Source organism: Actinoallomurus sp. NPDC052274, assembly GCF_040679475.1.
GTDB lineage: Bacteria > Actinomycetota > Actinomycetes > Streptosporangiales > Streptosporangiaceae > Actinoallomurus > Actinoallomurus liliacearum.
Genome location: NZ_JBFAUT010000110.1, coordinates 1 through 15,073 on the forward strand (window position 1 = coordinate 1; position 15,073 = coordinate 15,073).

The 15,073-nt window shown below is 72.6% G+C and carries 17 protein-coding genes; 9 read left to right on the top strand and 8 right to left on the bottom strand.

Annotated features, from left to right (window positions below; translation table 11 throughout):
* From AB0K82_RS43560 to AB0K82_RS43570, 3 genes are all read right to left on the bottom strand, one after another.
* A partial coding sequence (locus AB0K82_RS43560) for a hypothetical protein (RefSeq protein WP_364409340.1) occupies positions 1 to 302 on the bottom strand: 302 nt, incomplete at its 3' end.
* A 397-nt stretch (positions 303 to 699) separates the two neighbouring features.
* Positions 700 to 1,830: a HAMP domain-containing sensor histidine kinase gene (locus tag AB0K82_RS43565; protein ID WP_364409343.1), complete on the bottom strand. Its 1,131-nt coding sequence runs from the start codon at positions 1,828 to 1,830 to the stop codon at positions 700 to 702.
* Complete coding sequence (locus AB0K82_RS43570; RefSeq protein ID WP_364409346.1) at positions 1,823 to 2,575, bottom strand: response regulator transcription factor; 753 nt, start codon at positions 2,573 to 2,575, stop codon at positions 1,823 to 1,825. The genes AB0K82_RS43565 and AB0K82_RS43570 overlap by 8 nt, the downstream gene beginning before the upstream one ends.
* 242 nt (positions 2,576 to 2,817) lie before the next feature.
* Between AB0K82_RS43570 and AB0K82_RS43575 the strand changes: the two genes are divergently transcribed.
* Together AB0K82_RS43575 and AB0K82_RS43580 are read left to right on the top strand one after the other, a co-directional pair.
* A complete protein-coding gene (locus AB0K82_RS43575) occupies positions 2,818 to 3,513 on the top strand; it encodes an LppX_LprAFG lipoprotein (RefSeq protein ID WP_364409349.1) in 696 nt (231 codons plus the stop codon).
* Complete coding sequence (locus AB0K82_RS43580) at positions 3,510 to 5,072, top strand: MFS transporter (protein WP_364409352.1); 1,563 nt, start codon at positions 3,510 to 3,512, stop codon at positions 5,070 to 5,072. The genes AB0K82_RS43575 and AB0K82_RS43580 overlap by 4 nt, the downstream gene beginning before the upstream one ends.
* 16 nt (positions 5,073 to 5,088) lie before the next feature.
* Here the strand turns inward: AB0K82_RS43580 and AB0K82_RS43585 are convergent, their stop codons facing one another.
* Complete coding sequence (locus AB0K82_RS43585; RefSeq protein WP_364409384.1) at positions 5,089 to 6,342, bottom strand: phospholipase D-like domain-containing protein; 1,254 nt, start codon at positions 6,340 to 6,342, stop codon at positions 5,089 to 5,091.
* 269 nt (positions 6,343 to 6,611) lie between these two features.
* Between AB0K82_RS43585 and AB0K82_RS43590 the strand changes: the two genes are divergently transcribed.
* The gene (locus tag AB0K82_RS43590; protein ID WP_364409355.1) at positions 6,612 to 7,181 is read left to right on the top strand and encodes a dihydrofolate reductase family protein; all 570 of its coding nucleotides are present in this window, start codon (positions 6,612 to 6,614) and stop codon (positions 7,179 to 7,181) included.
* A gap of 314 nt (positions 7,182 to 7,495) precedes the next feature.
* On the opposite strand, the gene AB0K82_RS43595 is transcribed toward AB0K82_RS43590, so the two are convergent.
* Complete coding sequence (locus AB0K82_RS43595; RefSeq protein ID WP_364409358.1) at positions 7,496 to 7,648, bottom strand: hypothetical protein; 153 nt, start codon at positions 7,646 to 7,648, stop codon at positions 7,496 to 7,498.
* A gap of 120 nt (positions 7,649 to 7,768) precedes the next feature.
* Between AB0K82_RS43595 and AB0K82_RS43600 the strand changes: the two genes are divergently transcribed.
* Entirely contained in the window at positions 7,769 to 8,842 is a 1,074-nt protein-coding gene (locus AB0K82_RS43600) for a transcriptional regulator (protein ID WP_364409361.1), read from the top strand.
* Between the two features lie 683 nt (positions 8,843 to 9,525).
* On the opposite strand, the gene AB0K82_RS43605 is transcribed toward AB0K82_RS43600, so the two are convergent.
* Positions 9,526 to 9,864 carry a HEAT repeat domain-containing protein gene (locus AB0K82_RS43605; protein ID WP_364409364.1) on the bottom strand — a complete coding sequence of 113 codons (339 nt, stop codon included), beginning with the start codon at positions 9,862 to 9,864 and terminating at the stop codon, positions 9,526 to 9,528.
* A 212-nt stretch (positions 9,865 to 10,076) separates the two neighbouring features.
* Between AB0K82_RS43605 and AB0K82_RS43610 the strand changes: the two genes are divergently transcribed.
* Positions 10,077 to 10,886 (top strand): NAD-dependent protein deacetylase, encoded by an 810-nt coding sequence (locus AB0K82_RS43610; protein ID WP_364409387.1) that lies wholly within the window; start codon positions 10,077 to 10,079, stop codon positions 10,884 to 10,886.
* A gap of 67 nt (positions 10,887 to 10,953) precedes the next feature.
* Here AB0K82_RS43610 and AB0K82_RS43615 read toward each other — a convergent pair whose 3' ends face one another.
* The gene (locus tag AB0K82_RS43615) at positions 10,954 to 11,580 is read right to left on the bottom strand and encodes a LysE family translocator (RefSeq protein WP_364409366.1); all 627 of its coding nucleotides are present in this window, start codon (positions 11,578 to 11,580) and stop codon (positions 10,954 to 10,956) included.
* An 89-nt stretch (positions 11,581 to 11,669) separates the two neighbouring features.
* Between AB0K82_RS43615 and AB0K82_RS43620 the strand changes: the two genes are divergently transcribed.
* On the top strand, positions 11,670 to 11,924 hold the full coding sequence (locus tag AB0K82_RS43620; RefSeq protein WP_364409369.1) for a DivIVA domain-containing protein: 255 nt from the start codon (positions 11,670 to 11,672) through the stop codon (positions 11,922 to 11,924).
* Between the two features lie 40 nt (positions 11,925 to 11,964).
* Here AB0K82_RS43620 and AB0K82_RS43625 read toward each other — a convergent pair whose 3' ends face one another.
* Positions 11,965 to 12,342: a helix-turn-helix domain-containing protein gene (locus tag AB0K82_RS43625; RefSeq protein WP_364409372.1), complete on the bottom strand. Its 378-nt coding sequence runs from the start codon at positions 12,340 to 12,342 to the stop codon at positions 11,965 to 11,967.
* Between the two features lie 98 nt (positions 12,343 to 12,440).
* Here AB0K82_RS43625 and AB0K82_RS43630 point away from each other — a divergent pair, with 98 nt between their 5' ends.
* The 3 genes from AB0K82_RS43630 to AB0K82_RS43640 all read left to right on the top strand — a co-directional run.
* Entirely contained in the window at positions 12,441 to 13,331 is an 891-nt protein-coding gene (locus tag AB0K82_RS43630; RefSeq protein WP_364409375.1) for an NAD(P)-binding domain-containing protein, read from the top strand.
* 65 nt (positions 13,332 to 13,396) lie between these two features.
* Complete coding sequence (locus AB0K82_RS43635; protein ID WP_364409378.1) at positions 13,397 to 14,389, top strand: SWIM zinc finger family protein; 993 nt, start codon at positions 13,397 to 13,399, stop codon at positions 14,387 to 14,389.
* Between the two features lie 151 nt (positions 14,390 to 14,540).
* Positions 14,541 to 15,073, top strand: a 533-nt coding sequence (locus AB0K82_RS43640) for a DUF5691 domain-containing protein (RefSeq protein ID WP_364409381.1), incomplete at its 3' end; no start/stop codon positions are given.

Consider the following 15,073-nt stretch of genomic DNA (forward strand, 5'->3'; position numbering starts at 1 on the left):
GCCGCGCCGTCGGGCGGGGGAACGGACGGCGAGGCGGCGGGCGTGGCCCCGACCTTGACCTCCTCGGCTCCCTTGCGCGGGAGCCTGCGGCGGCCGGGGCCGGTCCTGGGTGTTCGGTGGGTCGGTGTGGCGCTCGCGCCCGGACAGTTGGGCGCGCCGCCGAACGCCGTGAGCCCCATCTTCGTGGTGAGGGCCACGGCCGAACCGGCGGCGAGGACCAGCGCGACCACGAGCGGGATGAACAGACGGAACCGCCGCGAGCGGTTCGGGTCCTTCCAGTTCGACCTTTCCAGGTACGACATTCGGTGTCCTCTCGAGAGACCGGCGAGGCTCGCGGCGTGGTCCGCGGGGATCGCTCGTGACCGTGGTCAGGCCACGCGGGGACGCTGTGGCGATCGCCACGCCGGCCGTGGTCAGCACGGCCAGGCTCAGGCCGGCGGCCTTCGTCGTTCTCCGCACGGGGTCGCTCCCTGGTCCGTCGTCCGCGGCCCCGTACAGGGACCGCCTGGCGGGACTGCCGTGCGACGCCGCGCCCCGCCTGATTCGCGATCGCGCACCGGTAGTGCCGCTGAGGAATGTAGGGAGCGGCCACGGCCCGCAGGGCTCAGCGGCGGCCGTGTTCGAATCTCGTAATATTTCGCGGCCGCCGGTGCCCACGGCGTCGTTCGTACTGTGAGCTGCGGCGACGCGCCGTACCCGTCACGCGCCGTACGGGACCGCGGACAGCGGGAGCCGCACCTCGAACCGGCAGCCGTGGTCGGTGTTGCGCACCTCGACCGCGCCGGAGTGCGCCTCGACGATGCCGCGTACGATCGCCAGGCCCAGGCCCGCCCCGGAGTCGGGTTCGGGGGTACGGGCGGTGGTGCCGCGCCAGGCGACGTCGAAGACCCGGCCCAGGTCGTCGGGCGGGATGCCGCCGCACGCGTCGGACACCGCCAGGACCGCGTGCTGGTGGCGCCGGCCGACCTCGACGAGCACGGAACCGGCCGAGGGCGTGTGCCGGATCGCGTTGACCACCAGGTTGGTCAGCGCCCGCGAGAGTTCCCGCACGTCCGCCCGTACGACGACCGGGTCGCCGACCTCGGCGCCCAGCAGGACGCCCTGCGCCCGGGCGAGCGGGTTGGTCCCGGCGACCGCATGGTCGACCAGGTCGGCCAGGGCGACCCACTCCGGGGAGAGGGCGAGCGCCCCGGCGTGGATGCGGGACAGCATGAACAGGTCGTCGACCATGCCGGACAGGCGGTCGACGGCGAGCCGCATCTGCGTGTGGTAGCGGGCCGGCTCGGGCGCCACGCCGTCCTCCAGCGCCTCGACCATGGCCCGCAGCCCGGCGAGCGGCGTCCGCAGATCGTGGGAGACCCAGGCGACGAGTTCCCGGCGGGAGCGCTCGAGGCCGCGCTCCCGCTCCCGTGCCTGGGCCAGCCGCGCGCTGGTGAGGCTGAGCTCCCGGCTCAGCTCGCCCATCTCCGCCGTCGACAGGCTCCCGTCGGCCCCGGGCGCGGCCCCGTGCCCCAGAGCTCGTACGGCGCGGCGCAGCGTACGGCTGTCGGCGACCATGGCACGCGCCAGCAGCAGGGCCATCGCCGAGGTGACGACGCCGGAGGCGAGGCAGACGGTCAGGACGACGCCGAAGTCCTCCGGAGAGATGAACATCTCCTGCGCCGCGACGACGGTACCCGTCACCATGGCCAGCACGCTGGACACCGCAAGCGCGAACAGCGCGAGCCGCAGGGACCTGCCGCGCAGCGCCCGCATCACCGCCAGGCCGACGAGCCCGACCGCCGCGGCGGAGCCACCGCCGATCACGATGACGCAGACATCGTCACTCATGCGGTGCCCCGCCTTCCGCCGACGTATCGGCGGCGTTCGGTCCCGGGTCGAAGCGGTAGCCGACGCCCCAGACCGTGACGATGAGCCGGGGCCGGTGCGGGTCGTCCTCGACCTTCTCGCGGAGCCGCCGGACGTGCACCGTGACGGTCGACTCGTCGCCGAACTCCCAGCCCCAGACGTGCTGAAGCAGTTCGGTCCTCGTGAAGACCTGCCCGGGATGGTCGGCGAAGAAGGCGAGCAGGTCGAACTCCCGGCTCGTCAGCGCCAGCGGCTCGTCCGCCTTGGCGGCCCGGCGGCCGGCGACGTCGAGCGTGAGGTCGCCGACGGTCCGGGTCGCGGGCACGGGCGGCGCTTCGGGCGTCTCCACGGGAGGCGGGTACGCGCGGCGGAGTACGGACCGGGCGCGCAGCACGAGTTCCCGAGGGCTGAACGGCTTGGTGACGTAGTCGTCGGCGCCGAGTTCCAGCCCCCGTACCCGGTCGCCCTCCGTCCCGCGCGCGGTCAGCATGATCACCGGGACCGGGCCGAGTTCGCGGATCCGGCGGTACACCTCGAAGCCGTCCAGTCCGGGCAGCATCAGGTCCAGCACCACCAGATCCGGGAGGTGCGCCTCGGCCGACGCCACCGCCGAGGGGCCGTCGGCCGCGCGGCGGACCCGCAGGCCGGCGCGGGTCAGATACGCGGTGACCACCTCGGCCACCATCGGATCGTCGTCGACGACCAACACCTCGGCGGGGTTGTCCACGGTCCGGAGTGTAAGGACGAGACATCCGGATAGCGGGCGTTTCGCCCGATTCGGTAGTGGCCGCGGGCCGGCGGCAGCGCCCCTCCCGCCGGCGCGACGACCAGAGCCGAGGACCGGGCATCCCCCGCGTCGGCGAGAGGACGCGGGCCGGGGCCGCGACGCACCGTCCATCGGCGGGACGACGCGGCCCGAGAGCGGCCATGCGCCCACGTCGGGGCCACCGGGATCGATATGTTTCCCGTATGTCATCACTCCGGGCGAAGCTCGCCTGCCTCGTCGCGCTCACGTCCGCCCTGGCCACCACCGGATGCGGCGGTGGCGGCGGATCCGAGAAGAACCCGCCCGGCGGGACACTGCTCCAGCAGGCGGCCACCGCGACGCGGGCGGTGACCAGCCTGGCCTTCGCACTACGCACCTCGGGTCATCCCGATCTCAAGGTCGACAGCGCGGACGCGAAGCTGCTGCGCAACGGCGACGCCCAGGGGTCGGCCAAGACCACCCAGCTGGGTTTGTCGATCCAGTTGGACTTCGTCGTCCTCGGCAAGACCGCCTATCTGCGCGGCCTGACCGGAGGATGGCAACAACAACCCCTGTCCCGGGTCGCGGGGATCTACGACCCGTCCGCCGTCCTCGACCCGGACCGCGGGCTCGTGCCCTTGCTGTCCACCGCCAAGAACCCCAGCACGAGGGGCCGGCAGAAGGTCGCCGGGCAGGACTGCTACCAGGTCGACGCCACGCTCGCGAAGGAACCGCTGTCGCGGCTCGTCCCGGGCATCACGGCCGACACGCCCGCGGAGCTGTCGATCTCCAAGGCCGACCACCGCGTGCTGAAGGCCGACGTGAAGGTGCCCGCGAAGAGCGGCGACAAGCCCGGCACGGCCACGGTCACCTTCACCGACTTCAACAAGCCCTTCTCGATCACCGCCCCGGCCAAGTGAACCTGAGGCGGCCGGGCGGATCCCGGCGGATCGCCCTCGGCGTCGGCGGCGTGGTCGTCCTGCTCGCCGCCATCGACGCGTACGTCGTCGTGACCGTCCTGGTGACGATGGTCGGCGACCTCGGCGTTCCGGTGAACCACATCGAGCACGCGAGTCTGGTCGTCACGGCGTTCCTGCTCGGTTATGTCGCGGGCATGCCGCTGCTCGGCATGCTGTCCGACCGGTTCGGCCGTCAGGTCATGGTGCAGGCGTGCCTGGCGGGATTCGCCGCGGGCTCGGCCGTGACGGCGCTGGCCGGCTCCCTGCCCGTGCTGATCGCCGGGCGCGGGATCCAGGGCCTGGCCGGCGGGGCCCTGCTGCCGATCACGATGGCGCTGGCGGGCGACCTGTGGGACGAGCGGCGCCGGTCCACCGTGCTCGGCGCGGTCGGCGCGCTGCAGGAGCTGGGCAGCGTCCTCGGCCCGCTGTACGGGGCCGGGGTGGCCGCGCTGGTCGGCTGGCGCGGCATCTTCTGGATCAACATCCCGATCACGCTGCTGGCCATGGCTGCGGTCTGGTGGGCCGTGCCACGGGGACGCCCGACCGCGTCGACGCGCGTCGACGTGATCGGGGGTCTGCTGCTGGCCGGCGGGCTGGGTCTGCTCGTCGCCGGCCTGTACAACCCGGACCCGCAGCGGTCGGCGCTGCCCTCGTGGGGAGTGCCGTGCGTCATCGCCGGAGTCGTGGTGATCGTCGCGTTCGCCGGCTGGGAGGCGCGGGCCCGGACCCGGCTGCTCGACCTGCGCGGCGCCCGGCGCGGCGGGCTGTTCGCCGTCCTCGGCGTCAGCCTGCTGTCGGGAGCGGCCCTGATGATCACGCTCGTCGACGTCCAGCTGATCGCGCAGACGCTGTTCGGCCGGAACTCGACCGGCGGCGCCTTCCTGCTCGCCCGCTTCCTCGTCCCGCTGGCGGTGACCGCGCTGGCCGGCGGGCTGCTCGCCCGGCGGTGCCCCGAACGCTGGATCATCGCCGCCGGCATGCTCGTGGCCGCCGGCGGCTACGCCCGGATCGCCGCCTGGCCGGTGCGGGCCGAGGGTCTCCATTACGACCTGGGGCTGTTCGCCGTCTCCCGGGTCGGCGTGGACCTCGCCGTCGCCGGGCTGGGTCTGGGCCTGGTGATCGCGCCGCTGTCGTCGGTGGCGCTGCGGGCCGTCCCGGCCGTACGGCACGGCGTCGTGTCGGCCGCCGTCGTGGTCGCCCGGATGATGGGCATGCTGCTCGGCGTGGCGGTCCTGAGCGCCTGGGGTTTCTTCCGTTACCACGCGCTGACCGCGCACCTCGTCACACCGCTGCCGATCGGCGTGTCATCGGCGGAGTTCGCCCGCCGCATGGCCGCCTACCTGGCCGCGGTGAAGACCGCCCTGCACACCGAGTACGCCGACGTCTTCTGGGCGACCGCGGGGGTGTGCGTCCTCGCGGCCGTCCTCGGCCTGGCGGTCGGCGGCACCGCCCCGGACGCCGTGAGCGAGCCCGCCGAGGACCCGTCCGTCCCGGTCCCCGCCGACCCGCCGTCCGCCTGACCGCGCCGTACCCGCGTCACTCGGCCGCGACGGGCGTGCTGTCGCCGCCCTGGTCGTACACCGCCTCCGGCACGGAGTTGACGTCGGTGGCCTTCACCGGGTGGGCGTGGTCGAAGACCCCGTCGAAGTTGGCAGCGTACCGGTCCTCCATCGCGCCGTCCGCGATCGTGATCATCGCCTCGTCGTGCGCGTGGAAGCCGACCTCGGTGTAGTTGGGGCTGCCGGTGAAGACGACCTTCTGCCGGGTCCCCTGGTAGCCGCCGTCGATCAGCAGGTACTTGGAGTGCGCGTAGACGTGGGCGTTCTCCGACAGGTAGCGGATCTCGGGGTTCCCGTTACGCCCGCCCGGTTTCGTCAGCCGGCGGGCGACCCGCCGGCCGATCTGGTCGAAGACCACCTGCACGCGGCAGCCCTCGTCGTCGAGCTTCCAGAGCTTCGCGGCGATCGGCTTCCACGTGAAGTGGCCCACGCTCAGCCGCAGGCGCGTACCGCCCGCGCAGGACACCTTGTCGAGGGCGTCGCTGATCGGATCGCCCTTCGCCCACGGGAAGAAGTCGAGCCGGTACGCCCCGGCCCGCACGGTGCGGTGGTAGTCCCCGGTCGTGTGCTGGGCGGCGAGGTCCTGGAAGTAGCGCAGGTAGGCGGCGTGCACCCCGGCGTCCTGGATGGTGAGCGCGTCGTTCCACTGGGTGTCGCGAGCGCCGTCCGTGGCGTTGGCCGAGGTCTGCACCACGACGTCCTTGGCACCCAGCGTCGAGGAGAACAGGAAGAACTTGTTGTGGTTGAAACTGGGGCCGATGCAACCGCGGTCCCGGCGACAGGTGACGACCCACGACCGCTTCTCGGTGTTCGTCCCGAGGCCGGCGTGCAGCTTCTTGTACGCGACGTAGGCCGTCGACTCGTGATCGAGCACGACCTGGACGTGGACCTTGCGCCGGCTGGCCGCGACCAACTGCCGAGCGGTGTCCAGGCTCGCGAAGTGGTACATCGCCACGGCGATCGTCTCCCCGGCCGGCGTCCCGGCGATCAGCCGGGCGACCTGGTCGGCGATCGCGTCCCGCTTGGCGGAGCCGGCCTGGGGCGAGTTGAAGGTGGGTCCCGGCCGGACGACCGAGGTGCCCTTCCCGTCCCCGCCGGGCTGCCCCGCCACCGGCCCGGGAGTCGCCGCCGGAGTCCGGCCGGAGGCCGCCCGCGCGGCGAGCCCGGGCGGCACCACCCCGGCCGCCAGTCCGCACACGGTGAGCACCGCCACCCTCGCCGTCCACCGCATCGTCACGAGCACTCCTGTTCTGGGGACCCGGGCGAAGAAACCGCAGGTCAGCGCCCAAGTGCCGGGAATCGTACAGGAGCGGACATCCGGCAATCGAGATCCAGAACAGGACAAAAAGGTAAAAATTGTAGGCGGTGCTCCCGAGTCAGGAAGATCTTTCAGGAACCCGGCAAAAACCTCTCCGCCGTGATGTCGAGAATCCCTCGGCGGCTCCGACTCCCCCGTGACGGCGCCCGCCGGAGACGCGACCACGAACCGAGGAGCTCGCCATGCGAAAGATCGTTTACTGGGTCCACACGTCGATCGACGGGCACGTCGCGGGGCCGGGCGGAGAGTTCGACTGGCCGACGGTGGGTCCGGAACTGTTCGGCTACTCGAACGCGATGAACGAGCAGGTCGACACCCTCCTGTACGGGCGCGTGGTCTGGGAGGGCATGGTCTCCTACTGGCCGACGGCGGACGCGGACCCCACCACCGCCGACGACCATGCCCGGACGTTCGCGCCCTACTGGCGCCGAACGCCGAAGGTCGTGATGTCCCGCACCCTGGACAAGGCCGACCACGGCGCCCGTGTCATCGGGAGGAACCTCCCCGAGGAGGTCGCGGAACTGAAGCGGCGGCCGGGCGGGGACATCCTGCTGACCGGCGGTTCGGAGGCCGCCGCGTCACTGACCGAACTCGGCCTGCTCGACGACGTCCGCGTCGTCGTCCACCCCGTCGTCCTCGGCGGCGGCCCGCGGCTGCTCCCGGGCCTGAAGGACCGCCTCGACCTGACGCTCGTCGACTCCCGCACCTTCGACGGCAGAACCGTCCTCCTGCACTACGAGCGCGGGCACTGACGTCCTGACCGGCCGCTCCTCCCGCAGTGATCGCTGGCGGATGCCGCCCTCTATCGACCGCATCCGCCAACGATCACGGCCGACCACTCCCGCACGGCAGGACCTTCGCACCCAATGTCCAACGTGCGCCCTGGCGCGGTGACGGCCAGGGCCACGATGGCGCCTGGACGATCGCCCGCGTCAGTTCTTCCGGATCAGCGGCTCCTACAAGCCGCCAGCCGCCCGGGCAAGAAACGACGGCCCACCAGGTGCTCGTCCGATGACCGAGCCAGATCACCAGTCCCGGGAACCGCCGGTGCAGCGTCGCCATCGGATCACACGCCACGATGCCGGTCCGGCGCAATACGTTCTTTGAGGTACTCGGCGATACGGATGGCGGCTCCGGTCGGGTCGTCCATCCGGTGGTGATCATGATCGTCCCGGCGCCACACGAATGACTGGCCCGAGGAATCGATCTCGATGCACAATTTCCGAATTCGATCACGAACCGTCAATAGGCGGTGATTACCGTGCCGGTAGGCGACAATGCGAGGCAGTGCGGGGCACGAAGCCCTGCCCCACGTTGCTCGGTGAGGTGAACGCAGACCATGGTCGACGTTCGGAAGATTTGGACTTCGCGGATTCGCGCGGAACGCAAAGCGCGCGGTTGGGACAAACCAGAAATGGCGCGGCGGCTCGCTCACGCCGCCGGCGACGCCCGGGCCAGCCTTCCGGATCACGAGACCCTTCTCGGATACGTCAAAAGGTGGGAACGCGGCGCCGTGGGCATCTCTGAGCGCTACCGCATGCTGTACGCACGCGCTTTCGGATTAGCGGAAGAAGACCTCTTCGGGGTCGGCAAGGAAGCGCCCGCAGTTCCATGGCGCGCCCTCGCCATCGAGTTCGACGACCGAGTCACCCCGGACGACGAGGAACGGTTGAGTCTCGCCCTCGCTCGTCCGTGGCGGCGTGACGCCGGAGTCATCGATGCGCTCTCAACGATCCTCGCGGGCGAACGCAGGTTGGAGGACGCGATCGGCCCGGCACCGCTCCTGCAGCCTGCCGTAGCTCAGATGGCCACCGTAATGGACATGCTTCGGCACGCCTCAGGCCCGTACCGGGACGAGCTGGCGGTCATCACGGCCGACTGGACCATCTTCTCCGGTTGGTTGCATGCCGCGGTCCGACAGGACGCACGCGCGCTCGCGCTGTTCCACCGTGCCGAGGAACTCGCCGATGACGTCGACTACGGGACCGGGGCGGCGCTGGCCACGTCGTTTCGTGGCTATGTCGCGCGGCAGCAGGGCCGACCCCGCGCGGTGGTCCGTGCGGCGTCGGCAGCGCTGGCCACCCCCGGCGTGCATCTGTCGCAGCGGACCTTCGACACCCTTCAGGCAGCCCAGGGACACGCGGCGCTCGGTGACCGCGATCGGGTGCGCCGTCTGCTCGACACAGCGGCCCACCTCGCCGACGAAGCCGGCGAGCCGCCGCCGTCGGTGTACTGGTACACCGACGGCTTCTTCCGCCTGAACATAGGCATGGCGCTCGTCGGAGTCGGCGAATACCGGGACGCCGTGGAGATGCTCACCGAGGGCCTGGCCGGGATGCCGACCGAGCAGCGCGGCGCGGAATGGGCTCGGGAATATGAAGATGCGCTCGCCAGGGCCGAAGAACGAACGTGACGAGGGAGCGCGGCCGGATTTCGGGTGGCCGGCCTGCTCCTGGGTCGGCGATGCTCTCCTGCACTAAGCGCGCAGGCACTGACGTCCTGACCGGCCGGTCCTCCGCGATGATCGCTGGCGGATGCCGCCCTCTATCGACCGCATCCGCCAACGATCACGGCCGACCGCTCTCACGCACTCGGGGCCGGGCGCAAGGCTCGGCGAAAGCTCGCCCTGCCGGTTGATTCGTCCCGATGAAGGACCGGATTCCGGTGGCTTCACCGAGCCTTACGCCCGCTGGCTCTCGCCGCTGGGCTCGCGCGAAGGCGGGCGTCTCCGTCGGCGGGTGATCGGCCGCTCTCGCGGTGATGCGGGTAACAGGATTCTGCCCTTGCTCTCGGCGGTCGGTGGGCGCACGCTCGGGGCATGAGACGCGGATGTTCATGCGGTCACGGGTCCAGCTGCTCCTGCTCCAAGGGATGCTCCTGCGGCTGCAACGGCTGACCCGCCGTTCTGCCGACCGACGACCTTCGGCCGTGCGCCCGCGTCAGGGGGCCACGGCCGGCAGGTCGTGTCACGCCGGGCCCGCTGCCACGGCGGGGGACGGAACGTCCGGTGGTCCGGCGCGGACGTCCACGTGGGCGTTCAGGACCACACCCGCCGGCCCGCTCCCACGCGCCCCAGACGCACGGTGGCGTGCGCCGTCAGGCGATCCAGCCGTTGACGCGTGCGCGGTGGAGGGCCTGACGGGCCGGGGCGCTGTCGAGCATCTCCAGGCCCCGGATGGCCCAGAACCGCAGCGACTCGTCGTCGTTGTCGAGCTGGTCGGCCAGGAACGCCAGGGCGTCGGGTGACCGGGCCTCGGCGACGAGTTCGAGCAGCAGGCAGCGCAGGTCGTCGTCCCGCTCCTGGCCGAACGCGACGACGATCTCCTCGACGTACGCGTCCGCGTGTTCGCGCAGGAAGTCGAAGCCCTGCGCGCGGAGCGCCGGATCCGGGCTCCGCATCGACTCCAGGGCCCGTGCAACGCGCTGGTTCGCCATCAGGTCATCCTCGGCACCGGGTGGTCATGACGGACCGCATCGTAGAGGCATCCTCTGACGATCACCCGCCTCCCCCGGCGTCCCGGGCAGGGGTGGTCATCGAGCATCATGGAAGAGTGACTGGGGCGGAGAACGAGGGCGGTCGGTCCGTCGGCGGACACGGTGGGACGGTGCTCCTCGGAGCGGATCCGACGTTCGACACCGCCTTCGCGATGCTGGTCGACCTGGTCGCCGACGGTGACGTCGTGGTCCTCAGCGGAGCCGGCCTGTCCACCGAGTCCGGGATTCCCGACTACCGGGGGGAGACCGGGCGCCGCCGGCGGGCCGAGCCGATGACGTACCAGACCTTCGTCGGCAGCGAAGCGGCCCGCCGCCGCTACTGGGCCCGCAGCCACCTCGGGTGGCGGCACGTCGCGCGGGCCGCGCCCAACCCCGGCCATCGGGCAGTGGCCGAGCTGCAGCGTCGTGGCCTGGTCGCCGGCATCATCACGCAGAACGTCGATGGCCTGCACCAGGCCGCCGGTGCCCGGGACGTCATCGAACTGCACGGCAGCCTCGACCGCGTCCTCTGCCTCGGATGCGGTCGGCGCACCCCGCGCGAGGCGCTGGACGACCGCCTGCACGCGGCCAACCCCGGCTGGGACGCCGAGGCCACCGTGATCAACCCGGACGGCGACGCCGTCCTCGACGACGACCGGATCGACTCGTTCACCACGGTCGCCTGCCTGAACTGCGGTGGCGTGCTGAAGCCGGACGTCATCTTCTTCGGCGAGAACGTCCCGCGCCCGCGCGTCGACGACTGCTACACCCTGACCGAACGCGCGGGCACGCTGCTCGTCCTCGGGTCCTCGCTGACGGTGATGTCCGGCTACCGGTTCGTCCGCCGGGCGGCGGAGCGCTCGATACCGGTGGCGATCGTCAACCGCGGCGCCACCCGGGGCGACGCCGAGGCGCTGCTGACCCTGGACGCCCCCCTGGGCGCGACCCTCACCGCGCTCGTCCGAGAGCTGGGTCCGCGCTGAGGCCTTGACCGTTCCCGTTCGCCGAACGTGAGCGAATTACGCCATACGGTGATGGGCGGCGGTGCCGTCACCTCCGCCGGTGGCCGGGGCCGGCGAACACGGTGAGCGCGCCGAGCCCGAGATAGACGGCGCAGGTCACGTACCGCTGCCTGCGCCGGAACGCCCGGCTGCCGCGCAGCCGGTGCCCGAGCGACCCGGCCGCGACGGCGTACGCGAGGTCGGAGGCGAGCCCGATGAGGGCCGTCGCGCAGCCCATGACGACGATCTGCGCGGGCACCGCCCCCATGCCCTCGTCCACGAACTGCGGCAGGAACGCCAGAAAGAAGAGGATCACCTTCGGGTTCAGGAGGTTGACCAGCACTCCGTCGAGGTAGACGCGGTGGAGCGGCCGCGGCTCCAGCGCCGGACCGTCGTGGTCGCCGCTTCGCAGGGTCCGTACGGCGAGGTAGAGCAGGTAGGCGGCGCCCGCGTAACGCAGCGCCTCGAACGCCGTCGCCGAGGCGGCCACGAGCGCGGACAGGCCGGCCGCCGCCGCGGCGACGTGCACCAGCGTGCCGGTCTCGACGCCGAACGCCGAGGCGATGCCGGCGCGACGCCCTTCGCCCACGCTCCGTGTCGTGATGTACAGGTGGTTCGGCCCTGGGATGGCGACGAGAGTGAGCGACGCCAGCAGGAACAGGATCGGATGTGTCACCGCACGCACGGTAGGTCAGGCGCCGGTCCGGCCACAGGTCCAATCGGCGCCGCGGAAACCGGACCATCCGCGCGACCGTCCTACTAAGGATGATCAAGGCCCAGGAGGTCCGGATGAACCAGGCGTTCGACATCGTGTTGCGCGGCTACAACCGCCGCCAGGTCGACGAGTATCTCCGGCGGCTCGCGCAGGAGCCCGCCGGAACGACGCCCCCTCCCGTCTTCGACATGGCGCTTCGGGGTTACGACCGCCGCCAGGTGGATCGGTATCTCGCGGAGAGCGGGGCTCCGGCGAGCCCCCCGGACGACGGGCAAGGGCTCCTCGGGGAGTTCTTCGGCTCCTGAGCGCCGGACAGCCGGCGGCGGCCGTGAAGAACGCCGTGGCTCACCTCACGCCGTGGGCGGGCTGCTCCTCGCCCGTGGGGTGGGGGTAGGTCCCGCCGAGGATGTTCTCCCGGCCCCACGCGCCGAGAGGGGCGAGCGCGGTGTTCAGTGAGACGCCGAGCGGGGTCAGGGAGTACTCCACACGAGGCGGCACCTCGTCGTACGCCTCGCGGCGCACGATGCCGTCCTCCTCGAGTTCGCGCAGGTGCGAGGCGAGGACCTTCTCCGTGACGCCCGGCAGGTGCCGGCGCAGCTCGCCGAACCGGCAGGGGCGCTCGTTGAGGGCCCAGAGGATGAGCACCTTCCACTTCCCGCCGATGACGTCCATCGCCGCGTCGATGCCGCAGACGTAGGCCCCGGGCCTTCGCACGGTCGCCAACTCTCCACCCCTCCTGCCTGCTCGCTTACCCGGAGGTGACCACCCACCTCAAAGTGCGTACTTGTTCACCTTCGGGCCCGCCCACGAGCCTAACCAGCATGAACTCGAACAGAACCCCTCTCACGATTCTCGGGCTCGGCACCATGGGCACCGCGCTCGCCCGCGCCTGGCTCGCCGCCGGGCATCCGCTCACCGTGTGGAACCGCACCGCCGCCCGGGCCGAACCGCTCGCCGCCGCGGGCGCGACGGTAGCCGCCACCGCCGCCGAGGCCGTCGCCGCGAACGACCTCGTCGTGGTCTGCCTACTCGACGACGCCTCGGTCGGCACCGCCCTCGCGGACACGGACCTCACCGGCAAGGACCTGGTCGACCTCACGACCGGCACGCCCGGCCAGGCGCGGACGCGTGCCGAGTGGGCACGGTCGCGCGGTGCCCGCTTCCTGGACGGCGGGATCATGGCGGTCCCGCCGATGGTCGGAGTGCCCGCCGCCGGCGGCTACGTCCTCTACAGCGGCTCCCGGGCGCTGTTCGAGGCGCGGCGAGACGTCCTGGAGGTGCCGCTCGGCACCCGGTACGTCGGCGCGGACCCCGGCCTGGCGGCCCTGCACGACGTGGCCCTGCTGAGCGCGATGTACGGGATGTTCGCGGGGGCCGCGCACGCGTTCGCGCTGATCCGCGGGGAGGACGTCGCGCCGAAGGAGTTCGCGTCGCTGCTCACGGGCTGGCTGACCGCCATGACCGCCTCGGTGCACGGAACGGCCGAGCACCTGACGAGCGGCGACTACACCGAGGGCGTCGTCTCGAACCTCGCCATGCAGGTGGCGGGCACGGCGACGCTGCTGCGCACGGCCGAGGAGCAGGGGGTGAGCCCCGAACTGCTCGCCCCGTACGTCGACCTGATGAAACGGCGTCTCGCCGACGGGCACGGTGACGAGGACACCACGGGCGTCATCGATCTGCTCACCCGCCGGATCGCGCCCGTCGGCTGAGATTCGCGCATGGGCCGGGCGGAGGTTCGCCCCGAATGTCGGCGGGCGCCGATAGCGTCGAGCATGTGATCGAACGGGTGGGGCGGGAGCGTCCGCACGACGCGCCCGGCCGGCACGCCACCGGAGACGACGCGCCGGCGGGGCCCCCGAAGACGGCCGCGCAGCGCGAGCGGCGGGTCGCCGCCGGGCTCGAGGAGCTCGACCGGTGGCTGCGGGACCAGGTGACCGAGGGCCTCGCGCACCACCACCGCGCCCCGTTCTCGGTGTGGGACGACGTCGCGCGCCGGCTGGTCGACGCCCAGGCCGGCGCGCCGGCGTCCCGGGTGCGGGAGCTCGGCGCGCTTCCCGCCGACGGCCGACCCGAGCGCTTGCTGGAGGAGTACGCCCTGCTGCGGCTGCTGGTCACGGCCTTCCGGCGCCGCGACGAGCTGCCCGAGCCGCTCCGGGCCACCGTACGGTCGCGGGTCGGGTTCACGGTGAGCCAGGAGGAGGTCCTGGCGGGCGACACGGTACGGGACCTCTGGTACGTCGCGGGGTGCCGTGACGTCGAGCAGGACCGGCTCGTGACCCGCCGCGTCTGGCTGCGCGGTCGAGACACCGGACGGTCCGCGCTCGTGCTGTCCTTCGCCGCGCCGGGGCGGGCGCTGGACGCCTCCCTCACCGTCGGCGACACACTCGACGCCGAGTTGGCCTTCCATCCCGGGGCGCTGCCGCTGCGCGCGCTCGTGGCCGCCCGCCACGCCGCGCCCGTACGCCGGCCGCCGCGCGGCACGACCGTGGCGGGCCTGCTCCGCGAGTACGCCGACGCGCTGGCCCGCGATCCCTGGCTGGAGCGGTGGCCGGCCGTGCTCGCCGGCGTACGGCCCGCCCGGAACACGGCGGGCGGCCCCTGCCTGGTCGACGCGGACGGGGCCGCGCTCCCGCTGCGCGCGGCCGACGTCTGGCGGCTGTGGGCCGTCTCCGGCGGCCGGCCGCTCACCGTCTCCGGTGAGTGGTCGCCGCGCGGCCTGGTGCCGCTGTCCGCGTGGCAGCCGGAGGAAGGGACCGTGGTCCTGTGAACACCCGGAGACGGTCACCGCGCGGACCGCTGCCGCACGCCCCCGCGGCACGCGGAAGAAGGGACCGCGGCCCGGTGAACGACCGGAGGCGGTCGCTACGCGGACCCGTGCCGCCCTGCGCGTGGCACGCGGAGGAAGGGGCCGTGGGCCGGTGAGCGCCTGGAACGAGCACGTGAGCGCCGCGCTCCTGGGGACGCGACGGCGGCCGGTCCCGCCGCTCGATGAGGCGCCCGCCGGCCCGGCCGATCCGGCGGCCCGGCTGCTGGACCAGGCGGCGCTGCTGACGGTGCGCAGGCGGGCCGGGTGGCGGCCGGTCACCGCGGAGCCGACCGCGCCGGCCCCGGCGGAGACCGTACCCGTCGTGTCGCCGGCCGCGGCCGATCGGTTGCGGCGGATCCTGGCCGGTGAGCACACCCGCGTCCTCGCGGAGTGGCTGGAGGCGGCCGCCCGGAGCGGCCACAGGGTGCCGCCGCGACTGCTCCCGGACCTGCTGCACAAGGGCCGGGCGGACCGGGCCCTGCGTCCCTCCATCGCGCGGGCCGCCGGGCGGCGGGGGGTCTGGCTGGCCATGCAGAACGTCGACTGGGCTAGGGTCCGCAGTACGAGAACCCGGCGCGCGGGGGATACGAGCACGAGCCACCGCCGCCACCGGTGTCGCCGCCGCACGAGCGGTCGCTCACGGAC